This is a genomic window from Allobosea sp. 01N443 (assembly GCF_056399325.1).
In genome coordinates this window covers 1-24,565 of sequence record NZ_JBFTRC010000110.1, presented here as the reverse complement: position 1 = coordinate 24,565, position 24,565 = coordinate 1, and the positions used below count along the sequence as shown (strand labels likewise).

26 protein-coding genes are annotated in these 24,565 nt (G+C 65.6%); 12 read left to right on the top strand and 14 right to left on the bottom strand.

Annotation, left to right across the window (positions count from 1 at the left end):
- From AC1DRP_RS23270 to AC1DRP_RS23260, 3 genes are all read left to right on the top strand, one after another.
- Positions 1-1,487: transglycosylase domain-containing protein (locus tag AC1DRP_RS23270; RefSeq protein WP_476769681.1), on the top strand; the 1,487-nt coding region annotated here is incomplete at its 5' end.
- A gap of 12 nt (positions 1,488-1,499) precedes the next feature.
- A complete protein-coding gene (locus AC1DRP_RS23265) occupies positions 1,500-2,075 on the top strand; it encodes a DUF1214 domain-containing protein (RefSeq protein WP_441506507.1) in 576 nt (191 codons plus the stop codon).
- On the top strand, positions 2,072-2,713 hold the full coding sequence (locus AC1DRP_RS23260) for a DUF1254 domain-containing protein (RefSeq protein ID WP_441506506.1): 642 nt from the start codon (positions 2,072-2,074) through the stop codon (positions 2,711-2,713). The genes AC1DRP_RS23265 and AC1DRP_RS23260 overlap by 4 nt, the downstream gene beginning before the upstream one ends.
- On the opposite strand, the gene AC1DRP_RS23255 is transcribed toward AC1DRP_RS23260, so the two are convergent.
- Both AC1DRP_RS23255 and AC1DRP_RS23250 read right to left on the bottom strand, forming a co-directional pair.
- Positions 2,714-3,508 carry a hypothetical protein gene (locus AC1DRP_RS23255; protein WP_441506505.1) on the bottom strand — a complete coding sequence of 265 codons (795 nt, stop codon included), beginning with the start codon at positions 3,506-3,508 and terminating at the stop codon, positions 2,714-2,716.
- Positions 3,505-3,714 (bottom strand): hypothetical protein, encoded by a 210-nt coding sequence (locus AC1DRP_RS23250; RefSeq protein WP_441506504.1) that lies wholly within the window; start codon positions 3,712-3,714, stop codon positions 3,505-3,507. Before AC1DRP_RS23250 ends, AC1DRP_RS23255 begins: the two co-directional genes overlap by 4 nt.
- A gap of 180 nt (positions 3,715-3,894) precedes the next feature.
- Between AC1DRP_RS23250 and AC1DRP_RS23245 the strand changes: the two genes are divergently transcribed.
- On the top strand, positions 3,895-5,028 hold the full coding sequence (locus tag AC1DRP_RS23245; protein ID WP_441506503.1) for a DUF2336 domain-containing protein: 1,134 nt from the start codon (positions 3,895-3,897) through the stop codon (positions 5,026-5,028).
- 23 nt (positions 5,029-5,051) lie between these two features.
- Here the strand turns inward: AC1DRP_RS23245 and AC1DRP_RS23240 are convergent, their stop codons facing one another.
- From AC1DRP_RS23240 to AC1DRP_RS23230, 3 genes are read right to left on the bottom strand one after another with little or no spacing between them, the layout of a single operon-like run.
- Complete coding sequence (locus tag AC1DRP_RS23240; protein ID WP_069877409.1) at positions 5,052-5,387, bottom strand: DUF1491 family protein; 336 nt, start codon at positions 5,385-5,387, stop codon at positions 5,052-5,054.
- Positions 5,388-5,410: 23 nt separating this feature from the next.
- Positions 5,411-5,995 (bottom strand): hypothetical protein, encoded by a 585-nt coding sequence (locus AC1DRP_RS23235; protein WP_476769680.1) that lies wholly within the window; start codon positions 5,993-5,995, stop codon positions 5,411-5,413.
- A 13-nt stretch (positions 5,996-6,008) separates the two neighbouring features.
- Positions 6,009-7,832, bottom strand: coding sequence for a PAS domain-containing sensor histidine kinase (locus tag AC1DRP_RS23230; RefSeq protein ID WP_476769679.1), 1,824 nt, complete (start codon positions 7,830-7,832; stop codon positions 6,009-6,011).
- Between the two features lie 327 nt (positions 7,833-8,159).
- On the opposite strand from AC1DRP_RS23230, the gene AC1DRP_RS23225 reads away from it, so the two are divergent.
- Both AC1DRP_RS23225 and AC1DRP_RS23220 read left to right on the top strand, forming a co-directional pair.
- Positions 8,160-8,435 (top strand): hypothetical protein, encoded by a 276-nt coding sequence (locus AC1DRP_RS23225; protein ID WP_441488986.1) that lies wholly within the window; start codon positions 8,160-8,162, stop codon positions 8,433-8,435.
- Positions 8,436-8,545: 110 nt separating this feature from the next.
- A complete protein-coding gene (locus AC1DRP_RS23220; RefSeq protein ID WP_441506500.1) occupies positions 8,546-8,971 on the top strand; it encodes a SufE family protein in 426 nt (141 codons plus the stop codon).
- A gap of 274 nt (positions 8,972-9,245) precedes the next feature.
- On the opposite strand, the gene AC1DRP_RS23215 is transcribed toward AC1DRP_RS23220, so the two are convergent.
- A complete protein-coding gene (locus AC1DRP_RS23215) occupies positions 9,246-9,662 on the bottom strand; it encodes a Ros/MucR family transcriptional regulator (RefSeq protein WP_043233741.1) in 417 nt (138 codons plus the stop codon).
- Between the two features lie 471 nt (positions 9,663-10,133).
- Between AC1DRP_RS23215 and AC1DRP_RS23210 the strand changes: the two genes are divergently transcribed.
- The gene (locus AC1DRP_RS23210; protein ID WP_476769678.1) at positions 10,134-12,260 is read left to right on the top strand and encodes a S9 family peptidase; all 2,127 of its coding nucleotides are present in this window, start codon (positions 10,134-10,136) and stop codon (positions 12,258-12,260) included.
- Here AC1DRP_RS23210 and AC1DRP_RS23205 read toward each other — a convergent pair whose 3' ends face one another.
- Complete coding sequence (locus AC1DRP_RS23205) at positions 12,261-13,655, bottom strand: hypothetical protein (RefSeq protein ID WP_441506498.1); 1,395 nt, start codon at positions 13,653-13,655, stop codon at positions 12,261-12,263. It abuts the gene before it with no gap.
- A gap of 326 nt (positions 13,656-13,981) precedes the next feature.
- Between AC1DRP_RS23205 and AC1DRP_RS23200 the strand changes: the two genes are divergently transcribed.
- A complete protein-coding gene (locus AC1DRP_RS23200) occupies positions 13,982-14,581 on the top strand; it encodes a superoxide dismutase (RefSeq protein ID WP_069877416.1) in 600 nt (199 codons plus the stop codon).
- A 72-nt stretch (positions 14,582-14,653) separates the two neighbouring features.
- On the opposite strand, the gene AC1DRP_RS23195 is transcribed toward AC1DRP_RS23200, so the two are convergent.
- Both AC1DRP_RS23195 and AC1DRP_RS23190 read right to left on the bottom strand, forming a co-directional pair.
- Positions 14,654-16,315, bottom strand: a complete 1,662-nt coding sequence (locus AC1DRP_RS23195; protein WP_476769677.1) for a methyl-accepting chemotaxis protein — start codon at positions 16,313-16,315, stop codon at positions 14,654-14,656.
- Positions 16,316-16,485: 170 nt separating this feature from the next.
- Positions 16,486-17,316 (bottom strand): ChbG/HpnK family deacetylase, encoded by an 831-nt coding sequence (locus AC1DRP_RS23190; protein ID WP_476769676.1) that lies wholly within the window; start codon positions 17,314-17,316, stop codon positions 16,486-16,488.
- Positions 17,317-17,479: 163 nt separating this feature from the next.
- Here AC1DRP_RS23190 and AC1DRP_RS23185 point away from each other — a divergent pair, with 163 nt between their 5' ends.
- The 3 genes from AC1DRP_RS23185 (at position 17,480) to murJ (ending at position 19,969) form a co-directional block, all read left to right on the top strand.
- Positions 17,480-17,914 carry a glycosyltransferase gene (locus tag AC1DRP_RS23185; RefSeq protein ID WP_476769675.1) on the top strand — a complete coding sequence of 145 codons (435 nt, stop codon included), beginning with the start codon at positions 17,480-17,482 and terminating at the stop codon, positions 17,912-17,914.
- Entirely contained in the window at positions 17,830-18,318 is a 489-nt protein-coding gene (locus AC1DRP_RS23180) for a hypothetical protein (RefSeq protein ID WP_476769674.1), read from the top strand. Before AC1DRP_RS23185 ends, AC1DRP_RS23180 begins: the two co-directional genes overlap by 85 nt.
- 124 nt (positions 18,319-18,442) lie before the next feature.
- On the top strand, positions 18,443-19,969 hold the full coding sequence (gene murJ / locus AC1DRP_RS23175) for a murein biosynthesis integral membrane protein MurJ (RefSeq protein ID WP_476769682.1): 1,527 nt from the start codon (positions 18,443-18,445) through the stop codon (positions 19,967-19,969).
- Between the two features lie 12 nt (positions 19,970-19,981).
- Here murJ and AC1DRP_RS23170 read toward each other — a convergent pair whose 3' ends face one another.
- The 4 genes from AC1DRP_RS23170 to AC1DRP_RS23155 all read right to left on the bottom strand — a co-directional run bounded on the left by AC1DRP_RS23170 (position 19,982) and on the right by AC1DRP_RS23155 (position 22,995).
- On the bottom strand, positions 19,982-20,962 hold the full coding sequence (locus tag AC1DRP_RS23170; RefSeq protein ID WP_441488978.1) for an NAD(P)H-dependent flavin oxidoreductase: 981 nt from the start codon (positions 20,960-20,962) through the stop codon (positions 19,982-19,984).
- Positions 20,963-20,967: 5 nt separating this feature from the next.
- Complete coding sequence (locus AC1DRP_RS23165) at positions 20,968-21,834, bottom strand: branched-chain amino acid aminotransferase (protein ID WP_441488977.1); 867 nt, start codon at positions 21,832-21,834, stop codon at positions 20,968-20,970.
- A 125-nt stretch (positions 21,835-21,959) separates the two neighbouring features.
- The gene (locus AC1DRP_RS23160) at positions 21,960-22,277 is read right to left on the bottom strand and encodes an AzlD family protein (protein WP_113515472.1); all 318 of its coding nucleotides are present in this window, start codon (positions 22,275-22,277) and stop codon (positions 21,960-21,962) included.
- Positions 22,264-22,995, bottom strand: coding sequence for an AzlC family ABC transporter permease (locus AC1DRP_RS23155; protein ID WP_476769673.1), 732 nt, complete (start codon positions 22,993-22,995; stop codon positions 22,264-22,266). The genes AC1DRP_RS23160 and AC1DRP_RS23155 overlap by 14 nt, the downstream gene beginning before the upstream one ends.
- A gap of 131 nt (positions 22,996-23,126) precedes the next feature.
- Here AC1DRP_RS23155 and AC1DRP_RS23150 point away from each other — a divergent pair, with 131 nt between their 5' ends.
- Positions 23,127-23,735, top strand: a complete 609-nt coding sequence (locus AC1DRP_RS23150; RefSeq protein WP_441506495.1) for a 4'-phosphopantetheinyl transferase family protein — start codon at positions 23,127-23,129, stop codon at positions 23,733-23,735.
- Between the two features lie 8 nt (positions 23,736-23,743).
- Here the strand turns inward: AC1DRP_RS23150 and AC1DRP_RS23145 are convergent, their stop codons facing one another.
- Positions 23,744-24,484 carry a TerC family protein gene (locus tag AC1DRP_RS23145; protein ID WP_441488974.1) on the bottom strand — a complete coding sequence of 247 codons (741 nt, stop codon included), beginning with the start codon at positions 24,482-24,484 and terminating at the stop codon, positions 23,744-23,746.
- Positions 24,485-24,565 lie beyond the last annotated feature (81 nt).

Here is a 24,565-nt window from a genome sequence, read left to right as displayed (position 1 = left end):
CCATGCTGGCAGGACTGTTCAAGGCGCCGACCAAATATGCGCCGCATGTCAATCTGCCGGCAGCCCGCGCCCGCGCCAATGACGTGCTGAACGCGATGGTCGATGCCGGGTTCATGACCGCAGGCCAGATCGACAGCGCGAAGCGCAACCCGGCGACCCCGGTCGACCGTAAGCGCGACGTCAGCCCCGATTACTATCTCGACTGGGCCTTCGAAGAGGTTCGCAAGCTGGCTGATGAGGGCAAGATCGGCCCGGACCGGGTCCTGACCGTCAAGACGCCGCATGATCCGGCGATCCAGGATCGCGCCGACCACGCGATCGAGACGGTCCTGCGCCAACACGGCCCGGCCTATCATGCGAAGCAGGCGGCGACCGTGGTGATGGACCCTGACGGCGCCGTGCGCGCGATCGTCGGGGGGCGCGACTATGGTGCGAGCCAGTTCAACCGCGCGACGGCCGCAAGGCAGCCCGGCTCTTCGTTCAAGCCGTTCGTCTATGCGGCAGCACTCTCCGCGGGGCTCTATCGTCCTAACACGATCGTGACCGACCGCCCGGTCTGCATCGGCAACTGGTGCCCGAACAATTACGGACGCTCCTATGCCGGGTCGATGCCGTTGACGGTGGCGCTGGCGAAGTCGATCAACACGATCCCGGTGCAGATGTCGATCGCGATCGGCCGCGCCACCGGCGAGACCCACGAGGCGCGCGCGGCACGCATCGGCCGGATGAAGATCATCGAGACGGCGCACGCCATGGGCTTGACCACGCCGCTGACCGACACGGTCTCGCTGCCCATCGGCGCAGCCGAAGTCACGGTCATGGATATGGCCGCAGGCTATTCCGTGTTCGCCAATGGCGGGCTGCGGGCCAAGCCCTATGCCGCGATCGATATCCATAATTCGCAGGGCGAGCTGATCTACCGGCATGATCGCGACGACGGCACCGGCAAGCGCGTGCTGAGCGTCCAGGTCGCGCAGGACATGAACTTCATGCTGTCCAAGGTTCCGACCGAAGGCACCGGGCGTCGCGCCGCGCTCGACGGCGTCGTGACGGCCGGCAAGACGGGCACCACCAATGGCTACAAGGACGCCTGGTATGTCGGCTATTCCGGCAATCTGGTCGGCGCGGTGTGGTTCGGCAACGACGACTCGTCGGAGACGGCGAATATGACGGGTGGTTCCCTGCCGGCAATGACCTGGAAGGAGATCATGCAGTTCGCCCATCAGGGGCTGGAGCTGAAACCGATCCCGGGTGTCACGCCTGTGACCGACCCGAAGGTCGCAGCACTCGCCAAGGCCAATGCTCCGGCAGCCGATGCCGCAGCGCTGGGCGCCGGCGCAGGACATATGCCGCGCCAGTCCTTCGAGGTTCTCTCGGCGGTCGGCGCGATGTTCCGCACGATCGAGCCGGTGCGGGCGGCAGGACGGACGGCCCAGGCCGGCATCCAGGACCTGACGCCACCGGGTGGCGCAAGCCGCATCCGCTGAACAGGCTTAGCCGTGCGCCTCCTAACGCTCTCCTACATCATCGCACTCGGTGCCGGGCTCGGGCTCGCCTCGGCGCATTATGCCGTCGCGGAGCGCCCTCCGCTCGGACGGCTGCAGGTCGGTTCATGGACCGCCTGGCCGCGCAGCGGCGGGCGTGATGTCGATCCCTATATGCGGGCCTATCTGGCCCGCGGCGTGCATCTGCCCCTTGGCTCCGGCGAAGGGCTCGAGTTCATCGCCGAACGCGACGAGAGCGGCCAGGTGCTCGACGGGCGCTGCCGCTATCTCGTCACCGGAACGACGCCGACGACGCGAGGCTGGACACTGAACGTCACGGACGCCGATGGCCACGCCTTTCACCTGCCGCTCGAACGCAGCGGATTCACCGATGCCGAGATCGTGCGCGACGAGAGCGCCGGTGTCCGGGTGGTTGCCGGGACGACGCCGGAGGCGGGGAACTGGCTGCCATTGCCCATTCGCGGGCGGTTCCAGTTTCGGCTGAGGCTCTATGATACCCCGATCTCTGGACATGCCAGCGAACTGCGCCCCGAGTCCCTTCCCCGCATCGGCCGGATCGATTGCCGATGACAAGTTTCGAGCCCTCCCACGGTGTTTCCGGTCCGGTCGTCGCGAAGGCAAAGCGGGCGATGAATTGGCGTCTGCGCATCACGACCGCGATCCGCCGCTTCGCACTGGCGACGCTGGCCGGGCTGGTGCTGGCCGGAATCGTCCATATCGTGATCGTGCTGCTGATCCCGCTCTTGTCGGAGCGCGATGCGGCAACGGCTTATGCGGCCTTGGGCGCCGGGGGGCAGGCCGAACTGGTATCGGCGCAGACCGCAGGCCTGCCGGCCCCGCGTGATGCCGACCCTGCCCTGGTGACCGCCGTTTGCAGCTATGATCTGAGTGCCGGCCCGATGCGGGTGGTGGCTCGCGTCGGATCACTGCCGCTGGGACTATCGCTGCACCGGCGTGGCGGCGGTGTCGGCTACGCCATCACGGACCGGGCCGCGATCCGCGGGGTTCTGGAATTCGTGGTGATGACCAGCGAACAGCTCGACGAGCGATTGGCACGCGACGAGGAGGGAGAGACCACCCGCGAACTGCGTGTCGTGTCCGACACGGAGCAAGGCCTGATCGTCGCGCGTGTCCTGGCGAAGCTGCCTTCCGACCGGCCCGATGCCGAGGCGATGGCCAAAGGCGTCGCCTGCGGCCTGGCGGATTGATCAGCCCTTGTAGACCACCGGCCTGGACGGCTCGTCACTCCGGAAGGTGCCGATCAGCGGCAACTTGCAGAGGGGCCCGGCCTCGGCCTCGAGCGCCATGATGCTGCGTTCGGCCCTGACCGCGTCGCGCGCCGGCATCTCGACGACGAGATTGGCCAGCGCATAGCGGTAGCTTTCCAGCCGGAAGGCGACACGCTCGCAGACCCAGAGAATCAGGCCTTCATTCTCGATCACGCGCGCCAGGGCCGGATCGTTCTGATCGGGCGGCACGAGAGGCGATGCCTCCAGCGTCTTCATCCGGATCCGGTCTGCCGCTACCACCCTGGCTGCATTGCCCCGGAACGGCCCGATCAGCAGGCGGTCGGCGTGGGCATCCTCGGCCAGCCGATTGTAGCGCGAGGCCTGCGACCGAAAGGAGCCGGATATCAGCGACCGATGATAATCGGAGATGTTGCTGGACTGAGCGGCTGCCGGCAGGATTCGGGCATAGGCCAGATCGGAGACCTGGCGCTCGAAGACATTGCGTTCATGTGCCGGCATGACGAAGCGCCAGGCGCGATCGCGCAACTGCTCCTCGTCGTCTGTCATATGGAAATACGATACGGCCTCGCCACGTGCGATTGCGGAGCCGAGGCCGATGCTTGGCGCAATGGTATCGTTCCAGATACCGGGACGCGGGCGGCCGAAGTCGCCGCTGCCCGGCGCACAGCCCGCTGCCGACAGGGCCACCGCCAGAGCCCATTGCAGGCTCCCCCTGCCCGCACCGGAACGCATACGCCGCAACAGGAGCATCACGCCGGCTGCCTGACACTCTTCGGAGCGGACTTGGCACGGGACCGGGTGCTCGGCTTGCGCTCCGGCCTGCCGGAAGCGCGCGGCTCCGGCGGGCGCTCGTAGCGAACACCGGTGAAGAACAGGATCGTTCCGGCTTCCCGGGGAATGGCCGGGAGCAGGCCAGCAACCCTGCGCCGACGCGGCGCGAAAGGAATGACGACGGCCATGATGCGCCTCCTTGGTTGGCGCCTTGGTTGCGGTCGAGGCAGGGAACGGATGGCACGGCGCGGGCCGGCGCCGGCAGCCGAGGCCCTCAAACCGCATCAGGCCCCGACATGGTTAACGCCACATTAACGCGTCGGGCATAAGTTGACGGAAACCACCCGAGTCTCCGACGAGTTGTCAGTATGCCGTCCCGAATCTCCGCCGATCTTGCGCAGCTCGCTCGTCTCGCGCGTGACGGCGGGCTCGATCTCAGCCAGGTTTCACTGCGTGTGAAAGCCGATCTGCTGATGTCGACTGCCCAGCCCTCCAGCGAGGATCTGGAGGCGTTTCGGGAGATGGCACTCGCCCTGATTCCCGCCATCGATGAGGGCACAGCCATCATCCTGGCGCGCAAGCTTGCCGGGTGGCGCCATGCGCAGGCTGATGTCCTGCAGGCGCTCAAGGCACGCGGTGGGGCTGTTCTGTCGACGCTGATGCGCCATGGCGGCCCGATCTCGCCCTCCGAGCTCGAAGACATTGCAGCCCATGGCGACGCAGCAGCTGCCATTGTCGTTGCCGAACGGGCCGACCTGCCGGCCAAGGCCAGCCTGATGCTGGCGGGTCGGGGCGAGCGGGCAGTCGATCTGGCGCTCCTCGCCAACCCGTCCGCCCCCCTGCCCCGGCCCGTGCTCGACCTCCTGCTCGACCGGGCGCGAGACGATGCCGCCTATGTGCCGGGCCTGCTTGTGCGGCGAGACATCAACAGCGCAGATCTGATCCCGCTCTTCCTGCATGCCGGAGCCGAACGACGCCGCGCCACAATCGAATCGCTTGCGGCGCTGGAGGCGGTCAGCCCATCGGAGAGACGCCCGGCGCCGACGCCGGAGACCTTTGCAGGCTGGCTCGCCACCGCCGAACAGGATCGCGATGGCCTCTTCGGTGCGCTCTCGAGCCAGCTGGGCACGGGCATCCGTCTCGCCGAGGCAATGGCCCGCGATCACTCGCGCGACCTGACGGCACTGACCTTGATCGCCGGCGGCGTCAGCGTCGAGGACGCGACGCGCCTCCTGATCCGGCTTGGCGACGATGCCGCCCATTCGGTGGAGCGCATTTTCGCCCTGGTGGCGCTGATGCGCTCGGTCACCCCAGGGGTGGCCTATCGGCTCGTCATGCAGATATCCGGCGAGAGCAAGGGTCTGTCCAGCCGCAAGGGCCAGCACCAGCCCCTCCTCGACCCGAGTGGAACGCCTGCCCGTTCCGGCGCCGCCAGGCCCGAAACTCGCTCGGTCCTCGACGAGGTCAGACGCGGACTTCGCGGCGGGCGCGAGCACGGCTGAGCGTTCGTATACGCTGCCGGGGGTCAGCCCTCGGCAAGGGCCAGTCTGGGATCGCCCTTCCGGTTCTCGATCTCGACGAGCCAGAGGTCCGGATCGAAACGACGTTCGCGCTCCACCCGTTCCTCAACGCTTAGCGGGTCGGAATCGAGGATCAGCTGAAAGCGGCGTGCGCCGCTCTCGTCCGCCAGCGCCTGCGGCGCAGGCCCGTAGAGCGCGGCGGTGCCGTCAAGCCGGTCGAGTTTGACGAAGATCGCCCCGGCCTCGCTGGCACCGCGGCGGCGCAGGACGGCATCGAAGCCGTCGAGTGCCGCCTGCCGCAAATAGGCTGAGACCCAAAAATCGCTGGTAAGACGCGCCATCGTCGGAAGGTACGCGATCTGCCTCAGTTTTCCACGGTGCGGCGCGGCGAAGCCGGCTTGGCCGAAGCCACGCCCCGGATTTCCGCCGGAGGCCGCATGTCGACACCGTTGATCAGATCGGCGATCGGATCCCGGTCACGCACCGGGGCGGGAGCACGCTGTGCGGCCGCCTGGGCCGGCGCAGGGCGCKGGGCCGCATTGACGGATGCCGGTGGACGCGGCGCCGCTTCACGAGCCGCCTGCGTCAAGCCGCCCGGGCGCGAAGGGGGCAATTGCGCGGGCTCCGCCGGAACGGATGCGGCCGGAGCGGGAGCGGCAGGGGCCTGCTCGGTGCGCCGCTCCGCGTTGCGCGGCGACGGGGTGGCCGTCGTGGATTGTGAGAGGATTGGCGAGGGATGACGCGCCTTCTGAAACAGGAGCGCGTTCATCAGGATGGCCGCGGCGGCAGCCGAGAACAGGGTCAGGATCAGGCTACGACCCGGGCGACGCAAGGTTGCGCGCCAGATCCGCATCAGGAAGGACGCCTTGCGGCGAGCCGGCGGGGCGCGTCTCGCCGGAGCGGACAGGGTCGCGTTCGAGTGAGCGCGGGCTGCGAGTGTGACGGACATGGTCGGCTCTCGATCAGGCAGTCAGACGATAGGGTTCTTTGGTTTCGAAGCCGCGGCGCGGCGCTCGGGCGAAGGTAACGATCTTTGCGGGCTCGGAGGCCTGGGCGACGCCGCCAACCGGTAACCTCACCGAGACGCGCGTGCCGACACCTGGAGCGCTCTCCACCGTCAGGCGGCCACCATGCAGGCCGACGAGGCCACGCACCACCGACAGGCCGAGACCGGTGCCCTCATAGGCGCGGTCATAGGAGCCCTTGGCCTGGAAGAAGGGGTCGCCCAACCGTGGCAGATCCGCGGCCGCAATGCCGATGCCGGTATCGGACACCGAAAGATCGAGCATATCGCCGTCACGCACCACGGCCAGCGTGACCCGGCCGCCAGCCGGCGTGAACTTGATCGCGTTCGAAAGCAGATTCAGCAGGACCTGCTTCAGCGCACGACGGTCGCCACGCAGCAACGGCAGATCCGGGCCGATGACGCGTTCCAGGGCAACCTTCTCCGCTTCGGCACGTAGCGCCATCAGCCTGCAGCCGTCCTGGGCAAGTTCCGCAAGATCGAGCGGCTCCTGCTCGATCGCCATGACTCCGCTCTCGATCTTGGAGACATCGAGCAAGGTATTGACGACATCGAGCAGGTGATGGCCGGAAGCATGAATGATATTGGCGTATTCGAGGCGCTTGCCAGCATCGAGCAGGCCGTAACTGTCGGTTCCCAGCATTTCCGAGAAGCCGATGATCGCGTTCAGCGGTGTGCGCAGCTCATGGCTCACCGTGGCGAGAAACTGTCCCTTCTCGTCGCTCGCACGGACGGCCTCGGCATGGCCGCGCGCCCGCTCTTCGTCGAGCGCACGACGCGCGGTGACGTCGCGCATGACGCAAACGACCGCAGCCCCGTCCCGCGGCCCGGCATTCGCGACGCGATGCGCCTGCATCTCGAGCCAGAGGGCCACCGGAGAGGACGGCGTTCCCGGCTCGTCCTGGCGCGGCACGAACAGCGTGCGGAAGCAGGCGCTCGCTGTCCCGTCACCGTGCGCGGCATCGCTGAGCGCCTTGAGGAAAAGGGGGCGGTCGGCGACATGGACACGCTCGAGCAGCCCTCGCCCGATCAGCTCGCGCGGCTCTGCGCCCGTCAAGGAGGCCGAAGCCGCATTGGCGAAGACAACGGCGCCGGTCGCATCATGCCAGGTCACGAGGTCTCCAACATGGTCGAGCAGGAGCTGCGCACGCACGCCGGAGGCGCGATGTTCGCGCATCTCGTCGTCACGCCGCCACAGGAAGCCGAAGGCAACCACCGAGACATGCAGGATTGCGGCAGCAGCCAATAGCGGCATGGCAGCGGAGACCCAGGGAGCCGACTCCGCGGACAGGCCGAATGCATGCACGATTGCGACCGAAGCCAGGGCGCCGGCAGCGATGGCGCCGGCGCGGGCAACATAAGCCCGCGAGCCGAAGAACATGGCCTCCGCCGGAATGGCGGCGAGCCACAGCAGGAGTGGCGACGCGATCCCGCCGGTCATGCCGGAAAGCGCGACGATCAGGAGCGCCAGCGCTGCGGCCGAAATGCAATGGGCGAGTTCGAGCCGCCCGCTGCGCGAGAGAATGAAGACAGCCAGCAACGGAAGCGTCACCGCAATCAACACAAGCAGTTCAAGCGCGCCCATCGTACCCCGCCAGGCGAGATAGGCCGGAGCCAGGCTCAGGGCCACCGCGCCGAGCGTCAGCCGCGTCAGCATGAAGCGCTCGTGGCGGATGCGCTCAACGGAATTCGGCAGCACCGATGGATGAACCATCGCCGCTACCTGTGTCCTGATCGCCGTCATCGTGATGGGAAAACGCAACGCTCACCTCGGCAGGCCGACTTGCCTGTAACATCCCGATCCTTGCCGAGCCGGGTTTAAGCGGGGTTTAAGGCGATTGCCGACCGAACGCGCCGAACCTGTTCCGCGGAGAGAAATTCGACAAATTGTACAGATAGTTAGAGCAGTTCGGCCGACGAATTTCATCCATTTCGATGTTCGCAGCAGGGTGAACGGAAGCTGAAGATAGAGCTGCGCCTTCGATTCAAATGCATTGCTTACAAATGACGCGATCTTTTGAGATCCGGATCTAGGATGTCTTCGGGATCAGGGGCGAGCCGGCATTGCCGGCAACCGGGGAAACGAGCGATGGCCTATCTTCTGCGCAGCCTGGCGGTGATCGGGGTCATCGCCCTCAACTCACCCGTCCATGGCGGCAAAGCCGAAGATGGCGGCGCGGCTGATACCCTGCGCAACGTGGCGAAGGCTGCGAGCCAGGTCGATGTCAGGACAGTGGCGAATGGCGCCATGGCCGCCCGTGAGGCCGCAGAGATCCTGGCTGGTCTCGATCCGGAAACGCGCTCCCGCTTCCTGGCGCTCACGCTCAGTGCAGCAAACCAGAAACCTCTGGCCACTACCCGCTAGCAGACTCGCACCTATATCTTGAAGGGCGAGCGCTTGACGGGGGGCGCCGGTCGGCCGAAGACGCTCGCCGTTGCCGCCCCGCCCATGGCGCGGCTCCGAGCGGACAGGACATGAGCGCAAGCCTCGACGAGATCATCGCCAATTTCGAGCTGCTCGAAGAGTGGGACGACCGCTACCGGTATCTCATCGAGCTCGGCCGCAGCCTCGCCCCGCTGCCGGAAGAAGCGCATAACGACGACAACAAGGTCCGCGGCTGCGCCAGTCAGGTCTGGCTGGCGGCACGCAGGGAAGGCGGCCCCGGCGCAGGGACGCGCCTGCATTTCCTGGGGGACAGCGATGCCCATATCGTACGTGGCCTCGTTGCGCTGGCACTCGCGATCTATTCGGGCCGCACCGCCCAGGAGATCCTCGCGACGGACGCATTCACGATCTACCAATCCCTCGGGCTCGCAGCCCATCTGACGCCGCAACGCTCGAACGGCGTGCGCGCGATGATCGAACGCATCAAGACGGATGCCCGCAGGGCGGTCGCCTAAGACTGCTCAAGACCGAATGCGGCGGGCGCAGTGAAAGCTGTCGCGCGGCCGGTTAAGCCTCGCCTCCTGCCGCTTCCTCATTTGCTTCGCTGGGGGATGTCGGCGCCCCCAGGCGACGGCTGGGACCGATGARCCGAGGCACGACGCGATCCCCGCCGAGCACGCCGGCAAGCGGCAGCGCCATGAAAAAGGCCGCCGGGAACCCGGCGGCCAGACGAACTGTTTGGTCGCAAGCGCTGCCCACATTGGCAGCGCCGTCCTCCGCGACAAGCAATCAGCGGCGCTTGCGGCGCTGCTGACCCAAGCCCATTTTCTTCGCCAGCTGCGAGCGCGCCTCGGCGTAGTTGGGAGCCACCATCGGGTAGTCGGGCGGCAGACCCCACTTTTCGCGATACTGCTCGGGCGACATATTGTACTGCGTACGAAGATGACGCTTCAGCGACTTGAACTTCTTCCCGTCCTCAAGGCAGATCAGATAGTCGGCCGTGATGGATTTCTTGACCGGAATGGCCGGCTTGGGCGCCTCGGCAGGCACAACCGGCGCAACACCACCAACAACGCGGCTCAGGGCGGCATGCACATCGCTGATCAAAGCGGGCAGTTCGGACGTAGGAACAGAATTGTTCGACACATAAGCGGACACGATGTCCGCGGTCAGCTCGATGAAATCCGAGCCGTCGTTGTCGGTCATGGCGAAAATACTCCTTATGTGTTCTTGGACAAAAAAATCGTCGGATCGGCCTGAACGTCCCGCGACTGAAGCCTTCGTTCTTCCAGCCCAGCAGCTGGTCAAGAGCTGCCCAAGCCAGAATCACAAAAAGCGAGACGACGAGGAAACGGTTTAATGCATAGAAAACACTCTCGCAAGACAATAATCGATCGCATGAATACATTCAAACGCCCGACTTACTGCACCCACGAACATTGTTCATAGCGTCCGTATTGTGTCGCGGCCATGATCATGCTCGGTCTGGTTGTCTTGCTCGCGCCACACACCGGCCTTACCTGTTCATTGCGCGCGCGAAGTACCCAAGTGTCCTATGCCTACCCGGATTTGAACTCCGAACCTTCGTGAACATCGCAACAAACGACGTTGACTACGCAACGATACCCACATCGCCCTCAATCCTTAACGCCATCTTAAGACAGTGCGAGCCCTGCCGTGACCAAACGCCTCCCCTTGCCTCCCCGTGCCGAGAAGCGGCCGGAGACCCGTACCGTTCACGGAGTTGCGCTGAGCGACGCCTATGGCTGGCTCAGGGCCGAGAACTGGAAGGATGTTCTCCGGGACCCCGGCAAACTGCCTGCAGATATTCGCGCCTATCTTGAAGCTGAGAACACCTATTGCGCAGCATTGATGGCACCGACGCGTGCTCTGCAGCGCGATCTGGTCAAGGAAATGCGCGGCCGGATCAAGGAAGACGATGCAGCCGTCCCACAGCCGGACGGCGCCTTCCTCTATTATTCGCGCTATCGGCGCGGCGGCGAACATCCTCTGATCTGCCGCAAGCCGCGCATCAGGCCCGAAAAGGGCGAAGCCCGCGAGCAGCTCCTGCTCGATGCCGACGCCCTGGCAAAGGGCAAGGACTTCTTCGAGCTCGGCGACGCGGCCCACAGCCCCGATCACAGCTTGCTTGCCTGGAGTGCGGACGAGGCGGGCTCGGAGCTCCACGACATCAAGGTCCGCGACCTTGCCACCGGAGCGGATCTGGACGACCGGATCACCGACACCACCGGCGACATCGTCTGGGCGCCCGATTCACGCTCCTTCGCCTATGTCCGTCTCGACGCCGATCACCGCCCGTCGCAGGTCTTCCGCCATCGACTTGGCACCGGGATGGACGAGGACGAACTCCTGCATGACGAGCAGGATGCAGGCATGTTCGTCGATATCGACGAGACCCAGTCCGGCCGCTTCCTGCTGATCTCGATCAGCGATCATGAAACCTCGGAGACCCGCTTCGTCGATCTTGCCGCACCGCAGGCTGAGCCGGTCCTGATCGCGCCGCGCGAGACGGGCCGCCAGTACAGCGTCGAGCATCACGGCGACGACTTCCTGATCCTGACCAATGCCGATGCCGAGGACTTCAAGATCGTCTCGGCCCCGCTCGCATCCCCATCGCCGGAGAATTGGCAGGACCTGATACCGCACCGATCAGGCCGCCTGATCCTCAGCCATCTCTGCCTGAAGGATCGGCTCATCCGGCTCGAACGCGAGGATGGCCTGCCGCGCATCGTCATCCGCGACCTCGCCAGCGGCGCCGAGAGCAGCATCTCCTTCGACGAGGAGGCCTATGGTCTCGGCCTCGATGCCGGCTACGAATTCGAAACCGACACGCTGCGCTTCCTCTATGCCTCGATGGCGCGCCCGGCCGAAACCTACGACTACAACATGGCGACGGGAGAGCGGACGCTGCTGAAGCGCCAGGAGGTTCCGTCCGGCCACGATCCGGCGGCCTATCGGGTGCGACGCGTCTTCGCGACGGCGAAGGACGGAGCCAGGGTCCCTGTCTCGCTTCTGCACCGGGCCGACCTTGCCCTCGATGGTTCAGCGCCCTGTCTRCTCTATGGCTACGGCTCCTACGGCGCGGCCATGTCGGCCTCGTTCCGGACCAATCCGCTCAGCTTGGTCGATCGCGGCTTCGTCTATGCCATTGCCCATATCCGCGGCGGCACCGACAAGGGCTGGCGCTGGTATCTCGACGGCAAGCGCGAGAAGAAGACCAACACCTTCACGGACTTCATCGCGGCGGCCGAGATGCTGGCCGATACCGGCTTTACTGCACGCGGCCGCATCGTCGCGCAGGGTGGCAGCGCCGGCGGCATGCTGATGGGCGCAATCGCAAACATGGCCCCGGAGCTGTTCGCCGGCATCATCGCCGAGGTCCCCTTCGTCGATGTGCTCAACACGATYCTTGACGACACGCTGCCGCTCACCCCGCCGGAATGGCCGGAATGGGGGAACCCGATCCGGGACGTCGAAGCCTTCCACATGATCAAGAGCTATTCGCCCTATGACAACGTCCAGGCGCAGGCTTACCCGCCGCTGCTCGCGATGGGCGGGCTCACCGACCCTCGTGTGACCTATTGGGAACCGGCAAAATGGGTCGCGMAACTGCGCGCGACCATGACCGGCGGCGGGCCGGTCCTGCTGCACACCAATATGGAGGCCGGCCATGGCGGCTCGGCCGGGCGCTTCGACTCGCTGAAGGAGGTGGCGCTGGCCTATGCCTTCGCCATCCACACGATCCGCGAGGGATGGCCGGAGCAAGCGGCCGCCAAGAGCTGATCAGCCGCCAAGCCTGCTCTTCTCGCTGGCGAGATAGGTCTTGAGCTCGTCCATCGAGGCGAACTTGTACTCGCCATCGGGCGTACGAGCCTGGATGGAACCATCAGCATACATCGTGAAATGCGTGTCGCCGACCTGATAAGCTCCGACGACGCCCTCGTCGGAGGTCGCCGGGCCGGGCGGCTCGGGAACCGTTTCCGTCTCTTCGCCGGAGATTGCCTCCTCGGCTTCATCCAGCGGCTCGCCCTCAGCCTCGGTCTCCTCGAAGACCGGCTCGATCCGAGATTCCGCCTCAGTCGTGTCCGGTTGGACCTCCGGCGCATCCGCACTCTCGACATCCGGCTCCAGCCGTGGCGCTCCGCTGGTCAGCGGCGGCCAGCGCGGTATCGTAGGCTCATCCGCCACTTGCTCGGGCTCGCCAAAAGTCGGCTCACGCCGGCCGAAGGCCGGTGCCATCCAGGCGGCGGCCTCGTCGATCTCGCGATCGCGCTGATCGAACGATGTTTCTCCCGCCGGCAGATCGGGCTCCGGTTCGGGCTCGAAATCGGGTTCCGGGCGCTGCGGACCGAACGAGAGATGCTGGCGCAAGGCGCCGAAATCATCGGCTTCCACGGGGGGCTTGGCCTCCTCCGGGCGCGGCCTCTCGACCTGCGGCCACCAGGCTGGCGCTTGAGGCGAACGCAGGTCTTCGTCACCCGCCACAGCGCCCGTGTCGGCGTCCTCGACCTCTCCGGCGGCTTCGTCCTCATGCTGCGTCACGAAGGAAGCGGCAATCGACGGGGTGACAACGTCCGGCGCAAGCTCGGGCAGCACCGCTTCCGTTTCATGCGGCTCATGCAGTTCGGCCGTGGGGGCATCCGCCCTGCCCTTTTCGGGCTCCTCGACCGCGTCAATGGCCTCCTCACGCCGGTCAGCGGGCAGCTCCGAGGGGTGCGTGATCTCATCGAACAGATCGCTGATCACAGGCTCAGGCAAGTCCTGGGCGGCAGCGGGAGCATCCTCAGCGCCACCGCGCATTGAAGCTGCCAGGGCCCCGCCGGCGGCGACAAGCCCGGCCCCTGCTGCCACGGTGCCAAGGCCCGGAAGCGTCGACCGGGCTTCGCCCGGGATCGTCCGTACATCGTCATCCATCTCCACCGATGCCCGCGCCGCGTCAGCGGCGGAAGGCCCGGCTGAGGCCACCGTCAGCGCACCGGCAATCGCCACCCTGACGCGGCGCAGTTCCACCAGGACCCACGACAGGGCAAGCAGGATGATCCCAGCAGCGACAGCCACGCTGCCGGCTATGACCAGGGTGAAGCCCCGCTCGAGCACGAGGTAGGGCCAGCCATTAACGATGGCAGCGATGCCACCGGCAAAGAACCCCAGGCCCAACAGAACGAAGATCGTTATCAACGCAGTACCCTCAGTATCCACCGGAGGCAGGCGGCTTCATCGCCTCTCCGATCATCTTCTAACTTATTGAATAAGAGACTGTTTCACAATTCGCACTGAACTATGCCTGCAAATGGCCTGTTCATTGTGCCCCGTCCCGCATGTTTCGGGCCGTTTGCTCCGACGCAATATCATGGCCCACGGCGCGCCAAGCCGGTTGCCGGCCGGAAGCGGGAGGCTTAACTATCGCGTGGAATGGCGGCTGATCCGCCGGGCTGGCAAGTCCCAAGCCGTTCATGACGAAGCCATTCTCAGCAGTGTGATTTGACAGCCTAAGGAGAGGCCAAATGACCTTTACCCTTCCCGATCTGCCCTACGCCCATGACGCGCTCCAGCCGTTCATGTCGCGGGAGACGCTGGAATATCACCACGACAAGCACCACCAAGCCTATGTCACCAACGGCAACAACGCGATCAAGGGCACCGAATTCGAGGGCAAATCGCTCGAAGAGATAGTCAAGGGCTCCTACGGCAAGAACCCGGCTGTCTTCAACAATGCCGGCCAGCACTACAACCACCTCCATTTCTGGAAGTGGATGAAGCCCAATGGCGGCGGCAAGCTGCCGGGCGCGCTGGAGAAAGCCGTCGTCGATTCGTTCGGCTCCGTCGACAAGTTCAAGGAAGACTTCGTTGCGGCTGGCGTTGGCCAGTTCGGCTCCGGCTGGGCCTGGCTCGAGGTCAAGGGCGGCAAGCTCGCGATCAGCAAGACCCCGAATGGCGAGAGCCCGCTGGTTCACGGCGGCACGCCGATCCTCGGCGTCGATGTCTGGGAGCACTCCTACTACATCGACTATCGCAACCGCCGTCCCGACTACCTCAAGGCCTTCCTCGAGAGCCTGGTGAACTGGGACTACGTTGCTGAACTCTACGACGGCGCCAAGGCCTGACGGCAGCGCAGTCGTGACCCTATGCGACGGGGCCCTTTCGGGCCCCGTTTTGCATTCTTGGTAGGGTGACGGTCAGGCCGCCACGCTGTGCAGGAATTGGTCGACCGTCGCGCGCAGTCGCAATGCCTGGGCCGCAACCTCGCCAGCGGCATCCCGAACCTGCCMCGCAGATTGTCCGGTCTCCTCGACGCTGTCCGCGAGCACGCTGAGATCGCTCGACACCGACAGCGCTGAAGAGCTTGCCATCGCAACGCCGCTGGCAATCTCGCCGGTCGCGATCGCCTGCTGCTCGATCGACGTTGCGACCGCGTTCGTGAAGTTCTCGATCGCGCCCATTCGGTTGGCGATGTTCAAAATGGCGCCGACGACCTCACCGGTCGCCCCCTGGATGGCGCCAACCTGTGTCACGATCCGATCTGTTGCATCCGCCGTCTGCGCCGCAAGACTCTTCACCTCCGACGCAACGACCGCGAAGCCACGCCCAGCGTCGCCGGCGCGCGCAGCCTCGATCGTCGCGTTGAGCGCCAGCAGATTCGTCTGTGCGGCGATATCCCGGATCAGATTCACCACCTCGCCGATCGCGCGAGCCGTTTCGTCCAGCGCTTGTACCGAACCCGCGGTGTCGCGCGAGGCTGAGGCTGCCTCGACGATCTCGGTGCGGACATGCCGGATCTGAAACTCGACCTCGCGGATGGCCGCGCCCATCTCTTCGGCGGCCTGTGCGGCGTTCTCGACATTGGCCGAGGCCCCGTGCGAGTTCTGGGCGGCGCGGGCCGCACGTCCCGACGACTCTGCCGCAACACGCGCCAGGCCATCCGACGCTTCGCTCATCCGTTCGGCGTTGTTCTTGAATGCCTCCAGCGCGGCACTAACCTCGCCCCGGAACAGGGCAATCGATTCGTCGACGCGGCGCTGCTGGTAGCGGCGTTCGGCCTCGGTGACGTGCTGGGCCTCCTGRAGGGCCGCACGCTCTCCCAACCGGACCTTGAGCACGCTGAGCGCCTGCGCGATCGCGCCGATCTCGTCCCTCCGGTCTGCCGCGTCGATCGGTGTATCGAGCTTGCCGTCGGAGATGCTGACGATGGCCTGGGTCATGCTCTTCAGCGGCCGCATCGTGCGCGACAGGGAAACCCAGAGCAGTGGTCCGAGAATGAGCAGGATCAGAACGCCGATGCCGATCGTGACGAACTGCTCAAAGGAGGCCCGCGCATTGAGGCGCGTCTTGTCGAACCGGACGGCGACATAGCCGACCTGCTTCTGGTTCGGCCCAATCCGCACCGAACGAAGCTGGACGAGGTAGACATTATCCTCAAGCTGAAGAGTATCGCGCTCCTTCAAGGCATCCCAGGGCTCGCGCCCAAGTGCCGCCGCCAATGAGCGTGGGGTGAGCGAAAGCCTGCTCTCGGTCGATTCGCCGGCGCTCGCCAGGGCAACGATGTCATCGGCGACGAAGCCGGCATTGAAATCGGGGTCCTGACGCAGCGATTCGAGGATGTATCCCAGTGTCGTGGTGTCACGGGACAGAATTAGCGCCGGAGCGGCATTCGTGACCATGCTGGTCAGCGCAGCGATCTTGTGCTCGAGATCGTCGCGGGTCTGGGCCTGATTATAGCGTGATGCCACGATCACGAGGATGAGGATGGCCGCCGCGACGATGGCAATCGCCGCCCCAGCGATCCTGCTGCCGAGCGAGAGCGAACCGCGTGTTCCAGCCGAGCGCTTCGATGCAACCATCGCGATCGCCCCAGATCGCTTCAACCATGCCATAGCGCCGAGATCTCCGCCGGAGGCTGCAAGGGTAGGATCCGAACGGACCGGTGCTTACAAACTGAGCGATCACGGTAAATTTTCGATTGCGTAGGGTTAGCTTCGCGGCAAAGTTTTTAGCCGGCACCGACCTGTGGTCAAAACAGCTCCGAGAAGCGCGCAATTCTGAAGCCCGGCGGAGGCACGAACGCGGCAAGGGCAGCGTGTTCGAGCGCGCGCGTGGCGATCACCGGATCGAGCCGCGCCAGTTCGTCATCGATATGTCCGGGATGACACATCACAAGATGTGCCGCTCCGGGCGCGATCAGGAAATGGCGCAGATCCGCGCCGAAGTCGCGTTCGGAATCGAATGGCGAAACGCCAGAGAAGCCCCGGTTGACCGGGATCCCGCGCCGCAAGGCCTGCGAGCGCAGGCCCACGGCCAGACCAGCGATCACCAGTGCCTTGCCTACCGCCACCCCGCGCTGGCGGATCGCCCGGGCCGAGTCGGCCGGATCGCGCAGATAGACCGTCCCTTCCGGGTAGTGGCGCTGGATCGCCCGCAGCACCGCTCCGCGGACGCCCGGCAGCACGTGGACGTGCTGATGGCCGTCGACAAAATCCGGTGCGTGGCCCAGCGCGTCCTCGAAGGCTTCGAGCTGACGGCCGATCTCGCCCGCGATCTCGGCGCGGGCTGCGGCCGAGGTCGCCGCCGCCCGCGCGAGATCGCCGAGCCTTGGGAACATGCCCGCTGGCGCGACCCGATGCATCGGCCCAAGCGGGGCAGCGCAGGTCAGATTGAGATGCAGCCCGAGATCAGCCCTGCCGGAAAAGCTGCCCAGTTCGGAGGCAAGGCGCTGCCAATGCGGCCGGTTTGTCATTGCGCCCGTCGCCGAGAGCTTTCCAAGCGCAAGCAATTCCAGGATCGAACGGCTGACGCCTTCGGTCATGGCAAAATCATCGGCACAAAGAACGAAACGGATCGTCATCGATTTCGTTGTCCAGGGTTCATCCGCGATGGTGTAAGGGGCCCGTCGTAGGACTTGTGAGCACAACAGCTTTACGGTTCTGTGCCCATCGCGTCACCCGTGTCGAGCCCGGCTTCGCCGGAAGGCGGGGCCGGCCCGTCCTGGCCGGATCAAGAGGTCAGTCGTGTCGGAAACTTCGCCCGCTCCCAGCCTCGCAGTGCAGCGCCCCGCGCCTGCCCGGCCGGAGCTCTCCATCGTCGTCCCCGTTCACAACGAGGCCGATAATCTGCCGCTTCTCGTCGAGCGCCTGAAATCCGTGCTGACAGGCGTGGTTTCGTCCTGGGAAATGATCTGCATCGATGACGGCAGCCGCGACGGCTCGCTCTCCGTGCTGCGCCTGCTGAACGCCAGCGACCCGCGCATCAATGCCGTGTCGTTCAGCCGCAATTTCGGCAAGGAGATCGCCATCGCCGCCGGGCTCGACCATGCTTCGGGCGATGCGGTGGTGATCATGGACGCCGATCTGCAGCAGTTGTGGACGCATTGCGCGCCCTGCCGGAGCGGGCACGGTTTTCCAAGGGTCTCTATGCCTGGGTCGGCTTCCCCTCGACCGGCGTGACCTTCGAAGTCGCCGAGCGCCAGCACGGCGTCACCAAGTTCAGCTTCCGCAAGTTGTTCAGCTTCGCCTTCGACGGGTTGTCCTCGTTCTCGACCGTGCCGCTCAAGATAGCGACCTGGACGGGGGTGATCATCGCCCTGATCTCGACCTTCAGCGCCTTGTTCTTCCTGTTGCGGACGCTGCTCTACGGCACCGACCTGCCTGGCTTCCCTTCGCTGATCGTGTCGATCATGTTCTTCTCGGGCATCCAGCTGATTTCGCTCGGGCTGATCGGCGAGTATGTCGGACGCATCTTCGCGGAAGTGAAGCGCCGGCCACTCTACCTGATCGGCGAGCGGGTCGGTTTCAACGCGCGCGCCGTCGATCATCCGCGCGGCGACGCATTGCCGCCATTGATCCGCTAAGAATGGTGCAGACGATTCGGCTTGTTCCGGCGCAGGCGAGCGCGCCTTGGGGCAAGAGCGAGGCCTGGAGTTCGAGCATGACGCCGTCCGCACGCCGGAAACCACATCCCGGCCTCATGCGCTGATGTTCAGGAAGATCCTGTCCGTTGGCGGCTTCACGCTGCTCTCCCGCCTGAGCGGTTTCCTGCGCGACATCGCTCTCGCCGCCGTGCTCGGCGCCGGCGCGATGATGGATGCTTTTTCCGTCGCGTTGCGGCTGCCCAATCATTTCCGCGCGATCTTCGGCGAGGGCGCCTTCAACCAGGCCTATATCCCGGCCTATGCGCGCATCAGGCAGCAGACCGGAGACGCCGCGGCGGCGCTCTTCGCCAACCGCGTCTTCACGCTGAACCTGATCGTGCAGGTCGTTCTGCTCGCACTCGCCCTGCCCCTGATGCCCGAGGTCGTGCGCCTGCTCGCGCCCGGCTTTGCCAACGATCCTCAGCGCTTCGAGCTTGCGGTCGCGCTGACGAGGATCACCTTCCCCTATCTGCTCTTCATCACGCTGGTGACGTTGCTCGCCGCGAACCTGAACGCCGTCGACCGTTTCGCAGCCGCAGCGGCAGCGCCGGTCCTGCTCAACATCTGCCTGATCGCTGCACTGTTCATCGCCTTCCTGTTTCCGAGCGCAGCCTATGCCGCCGCCTGGGGCGTCGCCGTCGCGGGCCTGCTCGAATGGCTGCTGCTGGTGCTTGCGGCCCGGCAGGCCGGCGTGTCGACGGCGCTGACGCGCCCGCGTGTCGATGCCGATGTGAAGAGCTTTCTCAAGGCTTTCGGCCCGGCCGTCATCGGCTCCGCCGGTGTGCAGATCGCGCTCTTCGCCGACACGATCATCGCCTCCCTGCTGCCGCGTGGCGCCTATGCCTCGCTCTACTATGCCGAACGGCTCTACCAGCTGCCGATCGGCGTGATCGCGATCGGGGTGGGTACGGTGCTGTTGCCGACCATGAGCCGCCTGATCGCGGCCGGCGATATCCACGGCGCGGACAAGGCGCAGAACCGGGCCGTGGCGCTGACGCTGGTCATGGCCGCCCCCTTCGCCGCAGCCTTCCTCGCCATCCCGGAGCTGATCGTCTCGGCCCTGTTCGAACGCGGCCGTTTCGATGCGGCARCAAGCCAGGCGGCGGGCGCAGTGCTGTTTGCCTATGCAATCGGGCTCCCGGCCATCGTGCTGATCCGCTCGCAGGTCTCCGCCTTCCAGGCTCGTGGCGACACCACGACGCCAATGCTGGTTTCGCTTGCCGCCATCGCCGCCAATGTCGCGCTCAAGSTGCTGCTCTGGCGCGATTTCGGCGCGCCCGGGCTTGCGTTGGCGACGGCAACCGGAGCCTGGATCAATGTCGGTGCCTTGTTCGTCCTGGCGCTGCGCCGCGGCTGGACGAAACCGGACCGGCAGCTTCCCGGGCTGATCGTCATCACCCTCGCAGGTGGTGTGATTGCCGGGCTGGTCGCCCGTGTGCTCGCGCCCGGTGTCCTGGCCGCACTGGCGCATGTCCCGGTCGAGCCGCGCCTTCTGGCACTCACCGCGATCGGGCTGGTGGCCGCGAGCCTCTATCTCGTGATCGTTGCTGGCGGGTTGAAGGCGGCAGGCCTGTTCCGGCTCCTGCGCTGACCGGCAGATTCGTCAGGCCCTGAGCCGGGCTGCTCCGGAGCGAATGCGCGCGGCGGCCTCCGCAACCATGCGCTCGACGATCTCGGCTGCCGTCGGGATATCCGAAATCAACCCGGCAGCCTCGCCGAAGATCACTGCGGCGCCCTGCGGATCGCCGGCCATGAAAGCCGCCTTGTAGGCCGGGGCCTCCGCTTCGATCACGTCCTTGAGTTCATGGTCCCGGCCAACCCATTTCGCAATGAAGGCGTTGGCGCTGACCCGGATATCGAACGGTCTTGGCCAGTCGAGCTGGCGGACGATATCGGGGAGCGACGAGCGCACGGTCTCGTCCCCCGTCGCGGCGACGGCGACCGCATGGTGATTGGCGTGAACCAAGGCCTCACGGCTCGCCCAGAAACGCGTACCGACCAGAACGCCGTCTGCCCCCAGCATCAGGGCCGCCGCGAGTCCACGGCCATCGGCGATGCCGCCCGCCGCCAGCAGCAAAGTATCAGGGCTTTCGCGTGCGAGCAGATCGGCCACTTCCGGCACGAAAGGCAGGGTCCCGCGCGCTTGACCGTGACCACCGGCTTCGGCGCCCTGCGCGACGATGACGGCTGCGCCGGCCCGCAGCGCCTGCCGGACATGAACAATCGACTGGCACTGGCAGATCATCGGCACGCCAGCCGCCGCGATCTCGCCCGCAAAGGGTGCAGGATCGCCAAAGGAGAGCATCAGCGCCGCAGGCTGATGCTCGAGAACCTTGCCAAGCAAATGCGGCTGCCTCGCAAGCGACCAGGTGATGAAGCCGCAGCCGGTCCGGGTATTGCCGGCTGCGGCGAATTGCTGGTCCAGCCAGGCATCATCGCCGTAACCGCCGCCGATCAAGCCCAGCCCGCCGGCGCGCGTTACAGCGGCGGCCAACGCCCCGCCCCCGGCCAGAGCCATCGGCGCGGACAGGATCGGATGATCGATCCCGAAGCGCTCGGTGAGCCGGGTGGCGAGGCACGCCACAGTGACTAGGCGGTCTTGGAGTGCGCGAAGTCCATGTAGAGTTCGCGCGCCTTGCGGAACAGCGGGCCGGGCTGGAGCGCGGTGTTGTCGATCCGGGAAACCGGCATGACCTTCGAGTAGTTGCCGGAGATGAAGATCTCGTCGGCCTGCTCGAAATCGCTGTAGCGCAGGCTGGTCTCCTCGACCGTGATACCGTCCTGGCGCAGCAGCGAAATGACGCGCTGGCGGGTGATGCCGTTCAGGAAGGTGCCGTTCGCGACCGGGGTCTTCACCACGCCGTCCTTGGCCATGAAGATGTTGGACGTCGCCGTCTCCGCGACATTGCCAAGCATGTCGAGCACCAGCGCGTTGTCGAAACCGGCCGCCTTGGCGGCGCGCAGGACACGGGCATTGTTGGGGTAGAGGCAGCCGGCCTTCGAGTCCGTCGGCATGGTCTCGAGCGTCGGGCGGCGATAGGCGCCCTGCGTCACCGAGAAGCCGTTCGACGGCACCGGCATCGGAGCCTCGAAGAGGCAGAGGCAGAACTTGGTCGACTCAGGGTCGGCCATGATGGTCGAGAGACCGTCTGCCTCGCCCCAGTACATCGGCTTGACATAAAGCGCCGTGCCCGGGGCGAATTTCTTCGCGCCTTCATAGGTCTTGGCGATGATCTCCTCAGCCGACATCGTCGCCTTCAGGCCGAGCGCATGGGCCGAGCGGTTTACGCGAGCCGCATGCTTGTCGAGATCGGGCGCCTTGTCCTCGAAATAGCGAGCCCCGTCGAAGACGGTCGAAGCCAGCCAGCTGGCATGGGTCCGCGGGCCCATGATGCCCGGATTTCCCTCATGCCATTCACCTTCGAACCAGCTCCAGGTTTGCGAATACCAAGCCATAACCATCCTCGATTTTGTCAGTGTTATTGACCGACACCGTCTGCCGCCCCGCCGCGCGCGTCAACATGCCGAAGGCCCTCCGGCAATGACGTCATGTGATGGAAGCAATGCAGCCGGGTGATGGATCACAAGCCAAAGGCGCGGGCGAGCGAAACCACCGCCATGCCGACGACAAGTGCCAGAAGCTCGCTTCGGCGCAGTACCATGCTGCCGACAGCGGCCAGCAGCGCCAGCGCCGCAGCAAGCCCCAGACGCTCGACCAATGGCAGCACGGTTGCGACGACGATCGAGCCCGGCAATGCGGCCAGCCCGCGCCGGACATGCGGCGTGAGAGGGATGAACCCCATCAACACCACGCCCGAGATGCGACAGAGATAGGTGGCGATCGCCATGGCGGCGATCGCTGCCCAGGCTCCCCAGCCGGCGAGATCAGGCAGCGTCATCGAGGAAAGCTCCAGCGACCGCGCCAGAGAGCGCTCCGACGATGATGAAGGCATAGCCATCGACCAGCTTGGCCGTGACAAGCGCCACGATGCCCGCAACCAGCCAGGGCCGCGCCGCCTTCCGGCCACGCCAGAGCGGCACGATCATCGCTGCGAAGAAGATCGGCATCACGAGATCGATGCCATAGCGTCGCGGATCACTCACCAGCGAGCCGAGCAGATATCCCGGCACGGTGGCAAGAACCCAGACAACCCAGAGCAGGAGTCCGCCGCCGATCAGCACGCCGAGATCGCGCCCACCCTCGGCGTGATAGCGCGTTCCGACCAGCCAGTTCGCATCGGTGAAGAAGAACAGATGCAAGGCGTTGAGGGCCCGCGGAAAACGCGAGAACCAGGGCTGAAGCGACGCACCTTGCAGCACCATCCGCGCATTCACCGTCGCGGTGACGGCTGCAAGGCCGGCGATCGCCCCCCAGGTCCATTCCGGCCGCCAGAGTTCCATCGCCACGAGCTGCGCGACCCCGGCATAGACAATCGCGCTCATCATCACGGTTTCCAGCAGGCTCAGGCCCTTCGCCGCGGCGGCTGCACCGAAGGCAACCGCGAAAACGATGATGCCCGGGAGCACCACGGAAATCTTGCGGACTCCCAGAATCATGCCGCGCCAGGTCACGGGCGCGCGCGCTTCCTTCGGGAGTGGGTCGGGTKACGACGTCATGCTTCYTCCATGGACCAAGCAGGCCCCGCGTCAACGGGTCCAGGCGGCGCCGTTGCATGAATTCCATGCAGGGCGGCGCAACGCGGATCAACAGAGGCGACGGAACGCCCCGAGCCCGCTAGCATTCTGCCATGCTCTGGCTGACCTCGATCGATACAAAGGCCTCCACACTCCCCGCGGTCTGGCTGATCCCGACCAGCGAGCGACCGGCCAATCTGATGGAGCGCGCGCGGCTCAGACATAGCGTGGCTGGGCTCGTGCTGGACCACCAGCTCGGCCAGCCAGCCGCCACCAGTGAGATCGGCCATGACGAGCGGGGCCGACCGCTGCTCGTCGGCCCCGCTGGCCGCGACCTGCATCTTTCTCTCGCGACGCGCTCAGGCATCGTTGCCGTGGGCCTTGCCGAGCGGCCGATCGGCGTCGATGTCGAGCGGGTGGAACAGCAAACAGAGCCGCCGCTGGCCGTTCTGCACCCCACCGAAAGGGACATTCTGCTTGCCCTGCCTGCGGCTGAAAGACCGCTCGCCTTCGCGCAACTCTGGAGCGCGAAGGAGGCCTATGTGAAGGCACTGGGCACGGGCTTTGCGCACGCGCCCGAACGCTTCTGCGTGAGATTCCTGGCGGAAGGATTCTTCACGGTCGAGGACGCGGGCGTTCGCTCCATCGGTCTCGGAGCGGCCCGCCTCATGAAAAACGGCGACCAGGAAGACCTGGCCGCCGCGATTGTCGTACTTGCCTGAAGGGCGGCTTAGCCGGGCTGGTTCACCGGCTTGCGCTTCAGGACGTAGCCGATGATGCAGACAAGCGCCGCGCCGAGAGCCGCGCTGACATAATGGGGCAGGTTCGCAGGCCCGACGCCGAGCGGGTTGACGTCCGTCGAGACCGCCTTGACCCAGGTCGGCATGTTCACCTGCAGCCATTGCAGCACGGCGATATCACCCAGAATCATCTCTGCCGCGATCCAGCCGAGCAGTGCAGCGCCAATCCAGATCAGGATCGGGAAACGCTCGATGATCGAGGTCAGGAGCTGCGCGCCCATGATGATCAGCGGGATCGAGAGCAGCAAGCCGAAGATGAAGAGCTCAGGGTGGCCCTTGGCGGCGCCGGCGATCGCGATGACGTTGTCGAGGCTCATCACGGCATCGGCGATGGCGATGGTGCGCACGGCCTTCCAGAGATTGTCCGCTGCCTTGATGTCGGTATGCGCTTCCTCTTCACCCTTGGCGAGCTTGACCGCGATCCAGAACAGCAAGAGGCCGCCGACGACCTTCAGATAGGGCACGGCCAGCAGATAGGTGACCACCAGAGCGAAGGCGATACGCAGGCCGACCGCCGCACCCGCKCCGAGCCAGATGCCGACCTTGCGCTGATTCTCCGGAAGGGAGCGGACGGCAAGCGCGATCACCACCGCGTTGTCGCCGGACAAGAGCAGATCGATCCAGATGATCTGCAGCAGCGAGATCCAGAATTGGCTCGACGAAAAATCCATTTTACGGTCAGTCCTCTATCAAGTTGCCGGGTCGGGCCGGCGTGATTTCAGCCAATAGCCAAGGCCGAGAACCAGCAGCGC